This window comes from Lederbergia wuyishanensis (assembly GCF_022900255.1).
Taxonomy (GTDB): domain Bacteria; phylum Bacillota; class Bacilli; order Bacillales; family Bacillaceae_C; genus Lederbergia; species Lederbergia wuyishanensis.
In genome coordinates, this window is sequence record NZ_JALIRM010000001.1 from 476,965 (window position 1) to 494,748 (window position 17,784).

The 17,784-nt window shown below is 35.9% G+C and carries 14 protein-coding genes; all 14 read left to right on the forward strand.

Annotated features, from left to right (window positions below; translation table 11 throughout):
• Positions 1-98: 98 nt before the first annotated feature.
• On the forward strand, positions 99-998 hold the full coding sequence (gene dpaA, locus MT489_RS02470) for a dipicolinic acid synthetase subunit A (RefSeq protein WP_244679918.1): 900 nt from the start codon (positions 99-101) through the stop codon (positions 996-998).
• Positions 998-1,588, forward strand: coding sequence for a dipicolinate synthase subunit B (gene dpaB / locus MT489_RS02475; protein WP_244679919.1), 591 nt, complete (start codon positions 998-1,000; stop codon positions 1,586-1,588). The genes dpaA and dpaB overlap by 1 nt, the downstream gene beginning before the upstream one ends.
• Before the next feature lie 326 nt (positions 1,589-1,914).
• Entirely contained in the window at positions 1,915-2,970 is a 1,056-nt protein-coding gene (gene asd / locus MT489_RS02480; protein WP_244679920.1) for an aspartate-semialdehyde dehydrogenase, read from the forward strand.
• A 28-nt stretch (positions 2,971-2,998) separates the two neighbouring features.
• Positions 2,999-4,234, forward strand: coding sequence for an aspartate kinase (gene dapG / locus MT489_RS02485; RefSeq protein WP_244679921.1), 1,236 nt, complete (start codon positions 2,999-3,001; stop codon positions 4,232-4,234).
• Positions 4,235-4,252: 18 nt separating this feature from the next.
• Positions 4,253-5,128: a 4-hydroxy-tetrahydrodipicolinate synthase gene (dapA, locus tag MT489_RS02490; RefSeq protein WP_244679922.1), complete on the forward strand. Its 876-nt coding sequence runs from the start codon at positions 4,253-4,255 to the stop codon at positions 5,126-5,128.
• A 279-nt stretch (positions 5,129-5,407) separates the two neighbouring features.
• Entirely contained in the window at positions 5,408-7,078 is a 1,671-nt protein-coding gene (locus MT489_RS02495; protein ID WP_244679923.1) for a ribonuclease J, read from the forward strand.
• Positions 7,079-7,200: 122 nt separating this feature from the next.
• Positions 7,201-7,941: a ClpP family protease gene (locus MT489_RS02500; RefSeq protein WP_244680612.1), complete on the forward strand. Its 741-nt coding sequence runs from the start codon at positions 7,201-7,203 to the stop codon at positions 7,939-7,941.
• Positions 7,938-8,150 carry a YlzJ-like family protein gene (locus MT489_RS02505; protein ID WP_244679924.1) on the forward strand — a complete coding sequence of 71 codons (213 nt, stop codon included), beginning with the start codon at positions 7,938-7,940 and terminating at the stop codon, positions 8,148-8,150. Before MT489_RS02500 ends, MT489_RS02505 begins: the two co-directional genes overlap by 4 nt.
• A gap of 180 nt (positions 8,151-8,330) precedes the next feature.
• Positions 8,331-9,677, forward strand: coding sequence for an MATE family efflux transporter (locus MT489_RS02510; protein WP_244679925.1), 1,347 nt, complete (start codon positions 8,331-8,333; stop codon positions 9,675-9,677).
• Positions 9,678-9,792: 115 nt separating this feature from the next.
• Complete coding sequence (locus MT489_RS02515; RefSeq protein ID WP_244679926.1) at positions 9,793-12,099, forward strand: FtsK/SpoIIIE family DNA translocase; 2,307 nt, start codon at positions 9,793-9,795, stop codon at positions 12,097-12,099.
• Positions 12,100-12,559: 460 nt separating this feature from the next.
• Positions 12,560-13,591, forward strand: a complete 1,032-nt coding sequence (locus tag MT489_RS02520; RefSeq protein WP_244680613.1) for a BMP family lipoprotein — start codon at positions 12,560-12,562, stop codon at positions 13,589-13,591.
• Between the two features lie 595 nt (positions 13,592-14,186).
• Positions 14,187-15,722, forward strand: a complete 1,536-nt coding sequence (locus MT489_RS02525; RefSeq protein WP_244679927.1) for an ABC transporter ATP-binding protein — start codon at positions 14,187-14,189, stop codon at positions 15,720-15,722.
• Entirely contained in the window at positions 15,715-16,755 is a 1,041-nt protein-coding gene (locus tag MT489_RS02530) for an ABC transporter permease (RefSeq protein WP_244679928.1), read from the forward strand. The genes MT489_RS02525 and MT489_RS02530 overlap by 8 nt, the downstream gene beginning before the upstream one ends.
• Positions 16,756-17,715 (forward strand): ABC transporter permease, encoded by a 960-nt coding sequence (locus MT489_RS02535; RefSeq protein WP_244679929.1) that lies wholly within the window; start codon positions 16,756-16,758, stop codon positions 17,713-17,715.
• Positions 17,716-17,784 lie beyond the last annotated feature (69 nt).

Genomic DNA, 17,784 nt, shown 5'->3' on the forward strand with positions numbered 1-17,784 from the left:
ATTCGATTCCTGTGTTCATGCACAGTGGGATTTATCCTACATACACTATTGGTGCGGTGTTATTCTGCCATGCATAAAAAAGAAGGTGAAGAAATGTGATGTTGACAGATATGCACATAGCTGTTTTAGGTGGAGATGCCAGACAATTAGAAATTATTCGCAAGTTAACTGAACTAGATGCGAAATTATATTTAATTGGTTTCGAACAATTGGCTCAATCTTTTACAGGAGCAGTTAAGGAAAAATTGGAACATGTAGATTTTTCAATAATTGATGCTATTATACTTCCTGTTCCTGGAACGAGCCTTGAAGGTGAAATTGAAACCATATTTTCTAGTGAAAAAGTCATTTTGACAGAACAAATTCTTAATAAAACGCCTTCTTACTGTAAGATTTATTCCGGTATAAGTAATAGTTATCTCGACAAAATAGCAAATCTTTCGAAAAGAACATTAGTACAGCTTTTTGAACGGGATGATGTAGCGATATATAACTCCATACCAACAGTAGAAGGAACAATTATGATGGCCATACAAAACACTGATATTACTATTCATCAATCATCCATAGCGGTTCTAGGTCTAGGAAGGGTCGGTATGAGTGTAGCAAGAACATTTGATCTTCTAGGAGCAAATGTAAAAGTGGGAGCTAGAAAAAGTTCTCACTTAGCGAGAATTACAGAAATGGGGTTAAAACCTTTCCACTTTAATGATTTGAAAAATGAAGTTAAAGATCTAGATATATGTATTAATACTGTACCCCATATGATTTTAAATGCTGGTGTTATAGCAAATATGCCAACAAATACTTTGATTATTGATTTAGCATCCAAACCCGGAGGAACAGATTTTCGTTATGCTGAAAAGCGTGGTATCAAGGCCTTGCTTGCCCCAGGGCTGCCAGGAATTGTTGCGCCGAAAACAGCAGGGCAAATACTTGCCAATGTACTTTCGCAGCTTCTTGCTGAAGATCTTGAAAAACGGAAGGAGAATTCATAATGAGTTTAGAGGGAAAAAGAATAGGTTTCGGAATGACAGGTTCCCATTGCACTTATGATGCTGTAATACCTGAAATAGAAAGATTAATGGAGCAAGGAGCAGAGGTAATTCCTGTCGTTACATTTACTTTAAAAAACACAAATACAAAATTTGGAGACGGGGAAGATTGGGTAGCTAAAATTGAGGAAATCACTGGACGAAAAGTAATAGATTCAATAGTAGATGCTGAGCCTCTTGGACCGAAAATGCCTCTTGATTGTATGGTAATTGCCCCTTTAACAGGAAATTCTATGAGCAAATTTGCTAATGCATTGACAGATTCTCCAGTACTTATGGCTGCAAAAGCGACATTAAGGAATCGTAATCCTGTTGTGTTAGGAATATCTACAAACGATGCACTAGGTTTAAACGGAATCAATTTAATGAAACTGATGACTGCAAAGAACATTTATTTCATTCCTTTTGGGCAGGATGATCCAATTAATAAACCGACATCGATGGTTGCAAAAATGGAATATCTTTCTGAAGCGGTCGAGGCAGCAATAGAAGGATATCAATTGCAACCTGTTATTAGAGAGTATGGTAAATAATAAAAAAATCAAAAACAATGGGAGTAGATCAGGTAGGGGGAACTTACCTGATTCATTTTGTTTGCTTTATAAAAGCTAATTAAAATTGTATAAATATTCCACGATATAAATAAAAATATATTCTTAAAGAAAAATATCCGCAAGGAATCTAAGATTGTGATACGGAGAATTGCATTTTTATATATTATAAAATTGTTCTTTTAATCGCCTTTTTTTATCAAATATATACCGGTAGCAAAGATATATGTGATAATATGATAGTATTAATGTATTTAAATAATAAAACAACAAAGATTCACTTTCTTTGGCTGGAAGGAGTACTATAAATGGCAAATAAAGATGGTTTTCACGTAGCAGTAATGGGAGCTACCGGTGCTGTAGGACAACAAATAATTAAAACGTTAGAGAAAAGAAATTTTCCAATACGTAAATTAACTTTACTTTCTTCTGCCCGTTCAGCAGGCAAAGAAATTGTATTTAATAATGAAGTCATTACTGTCGAAGAAGCAGTACCCGAATCATTTGAAGGTGTAGATATTGCTCTTTTTAGTGCGGGTGGGAGTATATCGGAAAAATTTGCACCTGAAGCAGTAAAACGAGGAGCAATTGTAATTGACAATACTAGTGCCTTTAGAATGAATCCTGAAGTTCCACTAGTCGTTCCTGAAGTAAATGAAGAAGCTCTCCGTGAGCATAACGGAATTATTGCAAATCCTAACTGTTCTACAATCCAAATGGTTGCTGCTCTTAAACCAATTAAGGAAGCCTATGGATTAAATAAAGTAGTTGTCTCTACTTATCAAGCAGTTTCTGGTGCAGGTTCTGCCGCCATAAATGAATTATACGAGGAAACCAAGGCGATTTTAAACAATGAAGAGGTTAACCCTACTGTTTTACCAGTAAGCAGTTTAGATAAACATTATCAAATTGCCTTTAATGCAATCCCTCAAATTGATAAATTCACTGAAAATGGATTTACATTCGAAGAGATGAAAATGATCAATGAAACAAAAAAAATTATGGGAATGTCTGAATTAAAAGTAGCGGCAACTTGTGTAAGGCTCCCTGTAGAAACTGGTCATTCAGAATCAGTTTATATCGAAATTGGAACATCCGATGTGTCAGTTGAGAATATTAAACATGTATTATCAGATGCGCCAGGAGTTACACTTCAAGATGAACCAGAAAAGCAAGTGTACCCAATGCCTGCTATGGCAGTAGGAAAGGATGACGTATTTGTTGGTAGAATTCGCAAAGATTTAGATGAGCCAACAGGATTCCATATGTGGATTGTTTCCGACAATTTATTAAAAGGTGCTGCACTTAATACAATACAAATTGCTGAAAGCTTAATTAAATTGGGCTTAGTGTCTGCTAAATAACCCAGTTAAGGTTAAATGGGGTGAAACCATGAAAATCATCGTCCAAAAATATGGAGGAACTTCTGTTCAAAGCTTAGAAACGAGACTTCAGGCACAAGCTCATATTAAGAAAGCAATTGAAGAAGGGTATAAAGTTGTAGTCGTTGTCTCAGCTATGGGAAGAAAAGGTTCTCCTTATGCGACTGATACATTATTGTCATTAATAGGTGGAGATAAAACGTTATTAACCGATAGAGAGCAGGATGTTTTACTTTCCTGTGGGGAGACAATATCCAGTGTAGTATTTACACAAGAACTAAAAAACACAGGTATTAGTGCAATTTCTATGACTGGTGCACAGGCTGGTTTTGTAACTAACAACGATCATACAAATGCTAAAATTATTGAAATGAATTGTAAAAGACTGCTTAATGAATTAAGTACTAATGATGTGATTGTTGTTGCAGGTTTTCAAGGTGCTGCGAAAAATGGGGACATAACTACAATCGGAAGAGGCGGAAGCGATACTTCTGCTGCGGCGCTTGGAGCTGCCCTTAAAGCAGAATGGATAGATATTTTTACTGATGTTGATGGAATGATGACTGCTGATCCGAGAATTGTCAAAAAAGCCCGTCCTTTATCAGTTGTCACTTATAATGAAGTTTGTAATATGGCATATCAAGGAGCAAAAGTTATACATCCTCGTGCAGTCGAAATTGCTATGCAAGCTAAAATTCCGATTAGAATTAGATCAACGTATACAAACTCTCCAGGTACACTAGTAACGAGTTTGACAAGAGGGAATGAAACTGCAGAAATACATGAGAGACTTGTAACAGGAATCGCTTATGTTCCAAATGTATCTCAAATAAAGGTGTCTGCTGGTAAAAATCAATACAATTTACAAACAGATGTTTTTAAAGCTATGGCTAATGAAAATATTAGTGTTGATTTTATAAATATTTCCCCAAGTGGAGTTGTCTATACAGTGCCAGACGCTACCATAGATAAAGCAATCTCCATTTTGGAACGTGAAGGCCATCAACCATCAGTGATTAGAAACTGTGCGAAAGTATCAGTGGTAGGAGCGGGTATCGCAGGTGTTCCGGGTGTCACCTCAAAGATTGTTTCTGCATTATCTGAAAAAGATATCAGGATTTTACAATCTGCTGATAGTCATACAACAATCTGGGTACTTGTTGATGGTAAAGATTTAGAGCTTGCTGTAAACGCGTTACATGATGCGTTTGAATTACAGTATGATTTGTTGGAATATGAACGATAAGATTTGGGGTGTAAAAAAATGGTCCATTTTGGCCAAGTATCAACTGCAATGGTTACGCCATTTGATAGTAAAGGAAATATTGATTTCCAAAAAACTACTAAGCTTGTCAACCATTTAATTCAGAATGGTTCTGACTCCCTTGTTGTAGCAGGAACAACAGGAGAATCACCTACTTTGTCTACTGAAGAAAAATTAGCTTTATTTAGGCATATAACAATTACAGTAGATGGAAGAGTACCTGTTATAGCTGGAACAGGAAGTAATAATACGTATTCATCTATTGAGCTAACTAAAAAAGCCGAAGAAATAGGTGTAGATGCGATCATGTTAGTAGCACCATACTACAATAAGCCAAATCAAAATGGTTTGTATCAACATTTTGTTTCTATAGCTAAATCTACAAAGCTACCGATCATGATTTATAATATACCAAGTAGATCTTCCGTAAATATTGCACCTGAAACAATGATTGAACTTTCCAAAGTTGATAACATCGTTGCAGCTAAAGAAGCAAGTGGAGATTTGAATGCGATGGCAGAAATTATTTCTAATACTGATGATGATTTCCTTCTATATAGTGGCGATGATAGTTTGGCACTTCCAGTGTTGGCTATTGGAGGTTGTGGTGTTGTTTCAGTTGCAAGCCATGTTATTGGTAAAGAATTGCAGGAAATGATAAATCTTTTTAAAGAAGGTAAACACCAAGAAGCTGCTTCTGTTCATAGACGTCTTCTACCTCTTATGAGAGGATTATTTGCTGCACCAAGTCCGGCACCTGTAAAGACTGCCTTACAAATGACTGGGTTTGATGTAGGATCCGTAAGACTTCCATTAGTTCCTCTAACTGAACTAGAAAGATCAGATTTGTCAAATCTACTTGGAGATTTAAAATAAGTTAAATTATTTTTCGAAACAAGAAGCTGGTTCCAATTTCGGAATCAGCTTCTTTTCTTTTATTTTTTACAAAATAATCATTATATAGTATTTAGGATATAGAGCAATTGATTGAGATTAATTTCATTTATATAAGAAGAGAATATTGCTTTTCAATTTTTCTCCATGAATATGTTCCTTTTTATATCTTTATAGGTAAAAGTTGAACAGTGATTTCATATTCAAGTATAATGAGATTGACTGATGTAGATCGGGAATAAAAAATAGGAGGACATAGATTTGACAAAAACGAAAAACGAAATAATAAAGATTATTCCACTCGGTGGTGTGGGAGAAATCGGTAAAAACATGTACGTCGTCGAAGTAGATTCGGAGATTTTTATTATCGATGCCGGACTCATGTTTCCAGAAAACGAAATGCTTGGAATAGATATCGTAATTCCAGATATTTCATGGTTAGAAGAAGAAAAAGATCGGATAAAAGCAATATTTTTGACGCATGGACATGAAGATGCGATTGGAGCTTTGCCATATGTACTTCGTAAAATCAATGCACCTGTTTACGGCTCAAAGTTAACTATTGCCTTAGCTAAAGAAAAAATGAAAGAACATAATATGAATTCTACAGCTGGATTTCATACGGTAAGATCGAATTCAAAAATCAATTTTGATTATGCAACTGTTACTTTTTTCCATACCACTCATAGTATTCCTGATTCATTGGGGGTTTGTATTCATACTTCTGAAGGTAAGATTGTCCATACTGGGGATTTTAAGTTTGATCAAGCTGCTACTGGATTGTATAAATCAGAAATTGGAAAAATGGCTAGTATCGGTGATTCAGGTGTACTTTGTCTATTATCAGATAGTACAGAAGCGGAACATCCTGGATTTACAACCTCCGAATCTGTAACTGCCCGGCAAATTTCTAATTCCTTTCATACTGCGCCTGGGCGTGTAATTGTTGCATGTTTTGCTTCAAACTTTATTAGAATTCAACAAGCTCTTGATGCCGCATATGAAAATGGCAGAAAAGTTGCGGTCGTTGGAAAAAGTATAGAGAAAAGCTTTGAAATTGCACTTAAATTAGGCTATATTTCACTTGCTGATCCAGAATTGATAATCCCGATTCAAGATATTGGAAAATACGAAGATCAGGAAGTTGCCATAATATCTACTGGTAACATGGGTGAGCCTATTGAAGCTCTACAAAAGATGGCTCGCGGAAATCATAAACAAATCAATATCAAAAAAGGTGACACTGTTCTAATTACAGCAACGCCTTCTCCAGGATTAGAAACGAGTATTTACAAAACGATGGATATGATTTATCGTGCTGGGGCTATTGTAAGCTCAACTAATAGAAAGACACACATTTCTGGTCACGGAAGCCAAGAAGATTTAAAATTAATGTTAAACTTAATGAAACCAAAATATTTTATTCCAATTCAGGGTGAGTATAGAATGCTCTTTTCCCATTCCAAAATTGCTCAGGAAGTGGGGCTAAGTAAGGAGCAAATATTTATCCCAGGGAATGGGGAAGTGATTGAATATAAAAATGGAGTCATGACGACAGGTAATCGAGTTCCTTCCGGTAATATATTAATTGATGGTAGTGGAGTAGGGGATGTAGGAAATATTGTTCTCCGAGATAGGAAACTTTTGTCCCAAGATGGAATCTTTACAATTGTAGTTACCATTAATAAAAAGCAAAAGAAAATTGCATCAGGTCCAGAAATCATCTCACGCGGTTTTGTATACGTTCGTGAATCAGAACAATTATTAGAAGAAGCAAGTGATATTGTTCGCTCAATTGCCGAAGAAGCAATTGCTGGAAATTCATTTGATTGGTCCAGCTTTAAACAGGATATACGTGATCGACTCAATTATTTTTTATACGAAAAAACGAAAAGAAGACCGATGATTCTCCCAATTATTATGGAAATTTAAATTTAATTAGAAAAGGTAGTCTCAGAAATAAGAGACTGCTTTTTTTATGGATTGAAAAATGGTATGCAGTTCATACTATGGGTAATTCATTAAAGTAGGAGGCTGCTATGCTTAATCAAAACATGTCTAAAACCGACATAGAAGATGATTCAAATGAAACCCCAGAAGTAAAACCTGAAGGGATAATAGAGAAAATTCAACAACTTGGTCAAACGAATGTCCCTCAATTGTCCCAAGACACTAATATTCATTGCTTAACGATTATTGGCCAGATAGAAGGGCACATGCAATTACCTCCACAAAACAAAACGACAAAATATGAGCATATTATACCGCAGCTTGTAGCAATTGAACAAAACCCAAAAATAGAAGGGTTGCTAGTCATTCTTAATACGGTAGGTGGCGATGTGGAAGCCGGACTTGCCATTTCCGAAATGATTTCAACTTTATCCAAGCCATCAGTTTCAGTGGTTTTAGGTGGGGGACATTCAATAGGCGTTCCGATTGCAGTTTCTTGTTCGTATTCCTTTATAGCAGAAACTGCAACGATGACCATACACCCAATTAGATTAACTGGACTTGTAATTGGTGTGCCACAATCTTTTGAGTATATGGATAAGATGCAGGAAAGGGTCGTCAAGTTTGTTACAAGGCACTCAAATATTTCGGAAGAAGTGTTTAAAGACTTTATGTTCGCAAAAGGAAATCTTACGAGAGATATTGGTACGAATGTAATTGGTTCGGATGCAGTAGAATGTGGATTGATTAATGAAGTAGGAGGCATCGGAAAAGCTTTGAGAAAATTAAATGAACTAGTTGCACAAAGAGGGAAAGATAGAATGGAAGAAGGGTTAATACAATGATATTACACACCATTGTACCGCCTGAACTTATTTTTCAAAACAGTGATGAAGTTTTTTCTAGTCAAATCTCTATTACAAGAAGAGGAATTCCTATGATAGTTGAACAAAGTGGTCATACGTATAAAGTGGTTCGAATCATGAGTAGCAACCCAGATGATTACTTAAGGGCTGAATTCTCACCAGGCACTTATATTCCATTACAAGAATAGATTCTAAAAGCATCTTTCAAAAAAATAATGAAAGGTGCTTTTAATTTTATAATCGAAGCTGAGACAATCAAAAATAGTGCTTAATTCAAAAAACTTTTTTTGCATCTATTCTTTTATGTAATTATGTGATTAAATTATATAATCTGTATGAAATTGTAATTAGAAATAGGGGAACTATAAATGAAAAACTGGAAAAAAATATTATTGTTGGCAATACCTTCTATTGCTTCATTTGCATCAATGACTGTAACAGGAATGATCAATTTAATTATGGTAGGTAATTTAGGGGCACTTGCTATCGCAATAGTAGGTGTTTCAAACGTTATTATGTATAATGCATGGGCGATGTTTTCTGGAATAGGACATACGGTGAATTATCTAGTTGCTCAAAATTATGGATCTAATACGATGAAAAAAGGGTTGGACCGTACTTTTCTTGCTCTTATATTTGGATTAATTGCCGGAATAATAGTTATTTTCATTGGTTTTTTCGGAGCTGAAGGAATTTTGCGACTAATGGGAAGTCCCGAAAACATGGTAGAAGAAGGACGAATATATTTACAAATTCGTTTTTACGCTATGTTATTTTCTATTTTGACATTTACATTATTTAGCTTTTTCCGAGGTATTGGTGATACGAAGACTCCTATGTATGCATCTATATTAGGAAATGCTGTCATGATCTTCTTCACTTATTCGTTAACTTATGGTAATTTTGGCTTTCCTGAACTAGGATTAAAAGGAGCGGGAATAGCATTATTTTTAGGAGAGCTTTCAGCTTTCTCACTAATTACTTTCGCCTTTTTTAAAAATCTAAAAGAACGATTTTTTATACGATTTAAGCCTGTTTTTGATTTGTTAGAATCAAAATTAATCTTTTTTGAAAGTTTTAAACTAGGAACGCAAGAATTTTCAAAAAGTATGGCCATGCTTGTATTTACAGCATTTGTAACAAGACTAGGAACGAACGCGCTTGCTGCAAATGAAATAAGTTTAAGCGTCATGAGTTTAGGCTTTATGCCTGCTGCAGCATTTGGTTCAACTGCAACCATTTTAGTTGGACAGGAAATTGGAAGACATCAACCTCATCTTGCTAAAAAACTGGGTATAGAAACAGCAAAAATAGGTGCTATGTTTATTCTAGTTTTAGGAACTTTTGAATTCTTTTTTGCTGAGTCAATTTCAAAAATCTATACAGATGTACCAGAGGTTTTTACTTTATCAGCTAATCTCATTATGATTTCCGCATTTCTTCAATTATTTGATGCACTAGCTAACTTCTTCGCCGGAGGTCTGCGTGGTATTGGAGACACTACTTTCTTATTGAGGGCTTCCTTAATCCATGCATGGGGATTATTTGTACCACTTTCATATGTTTTGGTATTTGTATTTGATTTTGGAAGTTATGGAGCATGGATCGCTTTATACAGTTATTTGACTGTTTTCGGAACGACAATGATGATTCGTTATTTTAAGAGAGATTTTTCTCGTATTAAATTAAAAAGTGCACTCAAAAAGACAGGTTAACAGTAATAAAACAGGCTGCGGAATATTACGGTGGCCTGTTTTTTTGTTTTCTGCATAGGACGAAAGCTAAATATGGTATAATGTACTAATAAAAAGAGTTTGACAAGGTGATTGAATGGCAAAGAAAAAACGAAGAAGACGTACGTCTAAAAAAATGAATACAATTCTTAAATATGAAATAACGGGAATCGCATTAGTTGCATTATGTTTAATTATTATTGTAAATGGTGATAAGCTATCACCTTTAAATTCACCTTTCTACTTTTTACTTGGTGAGTGGCATATTGTTGGCCCGTTGACGATTCTAATAATAGCTGTATATATGATCGTTAAGAGAGAACTTCCCCCTATTTTTGGACAAAGATTAGTTGGTATTTATTTGTTTATCGCATGTTTCTTACTACTTTCTCATATTAAATTTTTTGATTTAAAGATGGAAAATGAAAAAATAAAAGGTTTTAGTATTATGAGGAACACGTATAACGACTTTTTTCAGATCATGAAGGGGAAAACGTCAACAAAGGAATTAGGCGGAGGGATGATTGGCGCTCTTCTAACAACTGCAACTTATTTTATTTTTGGGTCAATAGGAACGAAGATTTTAAGTTTTTTCCTCATGCTCATTTCCCTTATTCTCATTACTGGAAAATCAATTGGAGAAGTGTTAGGAACTGTTGCAAAGTGGATCGGAAAGTTAATAAAAACTCAATGGCAAGTATTTAAAACGGATTTAAAAGAATGGAAGGAAGAAAGAAAAGAAAAGAAAGTTAAACAAAAGTTGGAAGCAAGTAAAAAAACTCAAGAACAAATGCCTTCTCCTCAAATTCTTACTTCGATTGATGAACAGGAAAATATAGCAGAACCGATTATTTCAAGTTTTACGGAACGAGCATATTCAGAAGATGATGCTGCAAGTGAAGTAATAGTTGAGGAAGCACATAAAGAGGACGAGGTGGAGTTAGCCGCACCTATTGTTTTTACTGAGCATGAAAATAAAGACTATAAATTACCGCCTTTATCGTTGTTATCAAGGCCGGGGATTACAGATCAAAGCAGTGAATATAAGATGATTCACGATAATACTACCAAACTCAACAAAACGTTCCAAAGTTTTGGTGTAAAAGCTAGAGTCACCCAAGTTCATTTGGGACCTGCAGTTACAAAGTATGAAATACATCCAGAGGCTGGAGTAAAGGTTAGTAGAATTGTAAGCCTTAGTGATGATATTGCTTTAGCACTCGCAGCAAAAGGTATACGAATTGAAGCTCCTATTCCTGGGAAGTCAGCTATTGGTATTGAAGTACCTAATACTGAAGTAGCGGTTGTTTCCCTCAGAGAAGTTCTAGAATCAAAAGAACATGATAATCCGGAAGCAAAGCTCCAGATTGGACTTGGCAGAGATATTACTGGACAGGCTGTAGTAGCGGAGCTAAATAGAATGCCACATTTACTTGTTGCCGGGGCAACTGGTAGTGGAAAAAGTGTTTGTGTTAACGGAATTATTACGAGTATCTTAATGAGGGCTAAACCACATGAAGTGAAAATGATGATGATAGATCCAAAAATGGTAGAATTGAACGTATATAATGGTATCCCTCATTTATTGGCTCCAGTTGTGACAGACCCAAAAAAAGCATCACAAGCCTTGAAAAAAGTTGTAAGTGAGATGGAAAGAAGATATGAGCTTTTCTCACATTCAGGTACTAGAAATATTGAAGGCTATAACGAACATATGAGAAGATACAATTTGGAATCGGAAGAAATTAGACCGCTACTACCATATATCGTTGTTATTGTCGACGAGTTGGCAGATTTAATGATGGTTGCTTCTAATGATGTAGAAGACTCAATTACTAGACTTGCACAAATGGCTAGAGCAGCCGGGATTCATTTGATAATTGCTACACAAAGGCCTTCAGTTGATGTCATTACGGGGGTTATAAAAGCGAACATCCCATCTAGAATTGCATTTGCAGTCTCATCTTCAACAGACTCAAGGACCATATTAGATTCAGGTGGAGCAGAAAAGTTGCTTGGAAGAGGCGATATGCTATTTTTACCTGTCGGAGCATCTAAACCTGTCCGAGTACAAGGAGCATTTTTATCCGATGATGAAGTAGAAAACGTAGTAGACTTTGTTATTGCACAACAAAAAGCTCATTATCAGGAAGAAATGATTCCAGAAGATATTCCTGAAGTTACAAGTGAAGTGGAAGATGAATTGTATGAGGAAGCTGTTCAGTTAATTGCTGAAATGCAGACTGCCTCTGTATCGATGCTTCAGCGAAGATTTAGAATTGGTTATACGAGAGCTGCAAGATTAATTGATGAAATGGAAGCAAGAGGTGTTGTAGGACCATATGAAGGCAGCAAGCCTCGTGCAGTACTTGTGCCAAAACCTGCAGAAGAACATACGTCGTAAAATTTAGCTATCCAAAAATGGATAGCTTTTTTCACTGTCGAAAATTATAGAATTTAAACTTGTGGATAACTTTAAAAAGGTATTCCAGTCCCTAACACCTAGCAAACTTTCGGTTTCTTCCTCCGATAATCGGCTTGTCATATAGGCTCACCGTGTTTCCTTTATCTTATCAAATCCCGAATATGGAACGTTAACTAAAACTGCTACGTCCTTTGCAACGTAGACGGACCCAAATCCTGTGGGCATGTAAGTCGCTGAACAGACGCTTGCGCTTTTGTTCTAGTTATAATCCTTCTCGTTTTACTTTACTCGATACGATAAAAAATGTTATATTATGAGCGATTGGCAGGCATGATATAAATACATAGTTCATTTGCTTTGCCGAATCTGAAAATAATAGGAGGTTCTCTAAGTGAAGAGGAACAAAGGATTATTGCTATCACTAATTTTAGCGGTAGGCATGATTTTGGGTGCTTGTGGTAGCAGCAATAACAACAAGAATAACGAAGGAGCCAATGGAGCACAGGAAAATAAAAACTTTACAGCTGCAATGGTGACAGATGAAGGTGGAGTAGACGATAAATCCTTTAATCAATCTGCATGGGAAGGACTTGTAGCATTTGGTAAAGATAATAATTTAGAAAAAGGGAAAAATGGTTACAACTATTATCAATCAAAAAATGAGGCGGATTTCTCAACCAATCTAAATGCTGCGGTAAGAGATAAATTCGATATTATTTATGGGGTAGGTTTTAAATTAACGGACGCTATTGCTAAAATTGCAGATCAGCGTAAAGATAGCCATTTTGTTATTGTAGATTCAGTAGTTCCAGATAAAGATAATGTTGCAAGTATTACGTTTAAAGAGCATGAAGGCTCCTATCTTGTTGGTATCGTTGCAGGAATGATGACAAAATCCAACAAAGTTGGTTTCGTTGGTGGAATTGAAAGTGATCTAATTAATAAGTTTGCTGCTGGATTTGAAGCGGGAGTGAAAGAAGTAAATCCTAATGCTACTGTGGATATTCAATTTGCTGGTACATTTACAGATTCTTCAAAAGCACAAGCAATTGCTGCAGCACAATATAGCTCCGGTGTTGATATTATTTATCATGCTGCTGGTGGAGCTGGTCTAGGTGTATTCACTGAAGCAAAAAATCTAAAACAAAAGGATCCAAATAGTGAAATTTGGGTTATCGGTGTAGACCGAGATCAACATCCTGAAGGTGACGTAAAAATCGGAGATAAAACAGAAAACATTACATTAACTTCAATGGTTAAGAGAGTAGATGTTGCTGTTCAAGATGTTACTACAAAAGCTAAAGACGGGAATTTCCCAGGCGGACAAATTCTGGAATACGGAATGGAAGAAAATGGGATTAAAATTTCTGATTCAAAAGAACATTTAACAGATGACGTATTGGCAAAAGTAACAGAATATGAAGGCAAAATTAAGAACGGCGACATAAAAGTTCCTGATAAATTAAAATAATAAGCAAACTATTAACGGGCTTGGCTTTTATGGCCAACCCGTATTTTTCATGAATAAAATGATTCAATTAATGGGATAAGTGGTATTCTATCTTATGGGGTAAACCTTTTGGTATTATTGTATAGGTTAAAATATATAATGTTAGTCTTTTATCAAATAATGCATAATCTAGCTTTAATCACGATTGGATTGAGGCAAGATACCCGTGAAGCTAAAAGTTAAAAGCCGCTTTTTGGTTTTAAGAATATTTACTATTCTTAACGATTGGCCGGACCATTGCAGTCGAGGCAAACTGAAGCTCCGTACTCCCAACAGAACCGAAAAAAGGAAAGGCGTATAATAATTGCCTCGTCCTGTGGGGCGTCGATTGACCGGACTAGACTGGCGCTTGCATTATTGTTTATAGATAGAAAGTTAACAATTTATTAGCTCATTATTTTTGAACTCAGGCTTTTACTGGCTAGCCCAAGGGCACGGTTTGAGATCAAATAACCTGATCCGCAAAAAGTCGAAGAACGATCTTTTGTGTTTCAGAACGTTTGATTGTCGCCTAAGGCTGCGCGCCTTGCGCTTTTCTTTAATAAGGAGGATCAGAATGGATTATGTCATTGAAATGTTGAATATTCGCAAAGAATTTCCAGGCATAGTAGCTAACGATAATATTACTTTACAAGTAAAAAAAGGCGAAATTCATGCATTGCTTGGTGAAAATGGTGCGGGAAAATCAACATTAATGAATGTATTATTTGGATTATATCAGCCTGAACGTGGAGAAATTAAAGTAAATGGAAAAAAAGTTGAGATCACAAGTCCTATTATTGCGAATGACTTAGGAATTGGTATGGTTCATCAACATTTTATGTTAGTAGAGCCATTTACTGTTACTGAAAACATTGTTTTAGGTAAAGAACCAAGAAAAGGTCTATCAATCGATATTAAAAGTGCTGAGAAACAAGTACAAGAAATCTCTGAAAAATACGGTCTTTCTGTTAACCCAAGAGCCAAAATTGCAGATATTTCTGTCGGTATGCAGCAACGAGTAGAGATTTTAAAAACACTTTATAGGGGCGCTGATATATTAATATTTGATGAGCCAACTGCAGTGCTAACACCACAGGAAATTAAAGAATTAAGTCAAATTATGAAAACGTTAATTAAAGAAGGAAAATCGATTATTTTAATTACACATAAGCTAAAAGAAATCATGGAGATTTGCGATCGAGTTACCGTGATTCGAAAAGGTAAAGGAATTGGCACCGTTAATGTAAAAGAAACAAATACAAATGAACTTGCTAATTTAATGGTTGGTAGGGAAGTTTTATTTAAAACAGAAAAAACTAAGGCACAACCAAAGGATAATGTTCTCGAGATCAATGATTTGTTTGTAAAAGATAATCGCGGTGTTTCTGCGGTTAATGGACTTAATTTGACGGTAAGAGCAGGAGAAATAATTGGAATTGCTGGCGTCGACGGAAATGGACAAGCCGAACTTATTGAAGCGATTACGGGTTTACGCAAAGGTGACAGCGGATCGATTAAATTAAACGGGAAAGAAATCATGAACCTTAAACCAAGAAAAATTACTGAATCTGGTTTAGCTCATATCCCTCAGGATCGTCACAAGCATGGTCTAGTTCTTGATTTTTCTATTGGTGAAAACATGGTATTACAAACGTATTATCGTGAACCGTTTTCAAAACTAGGGGTTTTAGACTATAAAGAAATATTCAATAAAGCAAATAATTTAATATCGGAATATGATGTTCGCACTCCAAGTGCATTTACCCATGCACGTGCTCTTTCAGGTGGAAATCAACAAAAAGCGATTATTGGAAGGGAAGTTGACCGTGATCCTGATCTGTTGATTGCTGCTCAACCAACACGAGGCCTTGACGTTGGAGCAATTGAATTTATTCATAAGCGTCTTATTGAGCAGCGCGATAATGGGAAAGCTGTATTACTGATTTCGTTTGAATTGGATGAAGTTATTAATGTTAGTGATCGCATAGCTGTTATATTTGAAGGTAAAATCATAAAAATTGTGAATGCTGACGAAACCTCAGAACAAGAACTTGGGTTATTAATGGCTGGTATGAGACGGGAAGCAGTAGGGGGGGATTCTTATGTCTAATCGTTTAACAAATATATTAGTTCCAGTTATTGCTGTTATTTTTGGACTTATAACAGGGGCTATAATCATGTTGGTGAGTGGATATAACCCTATTGCTGGATATGCCGCCTTATGGAATGGAATATTTGGAGAATCATATTTAATTGGTGAGACATTAAGACAAATGACTCCTTACATTTTTGCAGGACTTGCTGTCGCTTTTGCGTTCAGAACTGGGCTTTTTAATATTGGGGTTGAAGGTCAATTATTAGTCGGTTGGGTGGCGTCCATTTGGGTTGGGCTTTCCTTCGATCTCCCGAAAATCATTCACTTGCCTTTAGCTATTATTGTTGCTGCCGTAGCAGGTGCGATTTGGGGATTTATCCCAGGTTTCTTAAAAGCTAAGCTTAGAGTCCATGAGGTTATTGTGACGATTATGATGAACTATATTGCTTTATATGTAACAAATTATATGATTCGTTATGTATTATCCGATCAAAAGGATTCAACAGCAATTATCCCTGATTCCGCTTCACTTCATTCTCCATTTTTTGAACGGATTACAGATTATTCAACCTTGCATAATGGAATTTATCTTGCACTTATAGCTGCTTTTGTCATGTGGTTTCTTTTAGAAAAAACGAAGGCAGGATTCGAATTACGAGCTGTTGGTTATAATCACCATGCAGCAGAATATGCAGGAATGAGTGTTAATCGAAATATTATCTCATCAATGGTTATTTCCGGAGCATTTGCTGGTCTTGCTGGCGCAATGGAAGGATTAGGAACATTTGGAAATGCATTTATCCATACAGGATTTTCAGGTGTTGGTTTTGATGGAATTGCAGTTGCTTTATTAGGGGGTAACACCGGAATCGGTGTTGTACTTGCCGCATTTTTATTTGGGGGCTTAAAAGTAGGGGCACTTCAAATGCCGAATGCAAATGTTCCAGAAGAACTGGTTGAAATTGTAATTGCTTTTATTATTTTCTTTGTAGCATCAAGCTATATGATTAAATGGCTGATAGCTCGTTTCCGAAGGAGCGTGAAATAAGTGGAAGTTACTACACTATTATCTCTTATCATCTCCTCATCAATTTTGGCGGCGGCTCCACTCATACTCACTGCACTTGGGGGAGTTTTTTCAGAACGTTCAGGTGTTGTTAATATCGGATTGGAAGGTTTAATGGTAGTTGGTGCTTTTAGCGGAATTCTTTTTAATTACTATACTGCTGATATTTTCGGTGCTGCCACTCCATGGATTTCTATCCTTGTTGCAATGATTTTTGGTGGAATATTTTCGTTATTGCATGCATTAGCATCGATTACTTTTAGGGCAGACCAAGTTGTAAGTGGAGTTGCAATCAACTTTTTGGCATTGGGGTTAACTATTTTCCTTGTTAAAAAGATATTTGGAAAAGGACAAACCGAAATGATTGTTGAAAACATAAGAAAGGTCGATATTCCTTTTTTAAGTGATATCCCAATTATCGGAAAGTTATTTTTCACAAATATTTCTTACGTGGCATATGCAACTATTCTTCTTTCATTTGTCGCTTGGTATGTCATCTATAAAACTCCATTCGGTCTGAGAATCAGGACTGTTGGGGAACACCCAATGGCAGCCGATACGATGGGAATAAGCGTAACACGTCTAAGATATATCGGAGTAATATTATCAGGCGTCTTAGGAGGAGCTGGAGGTGCGGTTTACGCACAATCTTTTACAGGAAATTTTAGTCATACAACAATTACGGGTCAGGGCTTTATGGCGTTGGCTGCAATGATTTTTGGAAAATGGCATCCGCTTGGTGCTATGGGTGGGGCACTATTTTTTGGATTTGCTCAAAGCCTGAGTATTGTGGGATCTAGAATACCGATTCTTCAAAATGTACCATCTGTATTTCTATTTATCGCACCGTATGTATTAACGATACTAGCTTTAGCTGGTTTTATCGGTAGAGCAGATGCACCAAAAGCATCAGGAACACCTTATATTAAAGGAAAACGTTAAGTCTTTATTGAATAAAGAATCTAATATGGTCATAAACTATAAAGAAGTTTTTAAAAGAACCATAAAAAT

Coding starts and splice junctions, on each gene's coding strand:
- dpaA (WP_244679918.1), top strand. CDS start 99: ATGTTGACAGATATGCACATAGCTGTTTTAGGTGGAGATGCCAGACAA.
- dpaB (WP_244679919.1), top strand. CDS start 998: ATGAGTTTAGAGGGAAAAAGAATAGGTTTCGGAATGACAGGTTCCCAT.
- asd (WP_244679920.1), top strand. CDS start 1,915: ATGGCAAATAAAGATGGTTTTCACGTAGCAGTAATGGGAGCTACCGGT.
- dapG (WP_244679921.1), top strand. CDS start 2,999: ATGAAAATCATCGTCCAAAAATATGGAGGAACTTCTGTTCAAAGCTTA.
- dapA (WP_244679922.1), top strand. CDS start 4,253: ATGGTCCATTTTGGCCAAGTATCAACTGCAATGGTTACGCCATTTGAT.
- MT489_RS02500 (WP_244680612.1), top strand. CDS start 7,201: ATGTCTAAAACCGACATAGAAGATGATTCAAATGAAACCCCAGAAGTA.
- MT489_RS02505 (WP_244679924.1), top strand. CDS start 7,938: ATGATATTACACACCATTGTACCGCCTGAACTTATTTTTCAAAACAGT.
- MT489_RS02510 (WP_244679925.1), top strand. CDS start 8,331: ATGAAAAACTGGAAAAAAATATTATTGTTGGCAATACCTTCTATTGCT.
- MT489_RS02515 (WP_244679926.1), top strand. CDS start 9,793: ATGGCAAAGAAAAAACGAAGAAGACGTACGTCTAAAAAAATGAATACA.
- MT489_RS02520 (WP_244680613.1), top strand. CDS start 12,560: ATGATTTTGGGTGCTTGTGGTAGCAGCAATAACAACAAGAATAACGAA.
- MT489_RS02525 (WP_244679927.1), top strand. CDS start 14,187: ATGGATTATGTCATTGAAATGTTGAATATTCGCAAAGAATTTCCAGGC.
- MT489_RS02530 (WP_244679928.1), top strand. CDS start 15,715: ATGTCTAATCGTTTAACAAATATATTAGTTCCAGTTATTGCTGTTATT.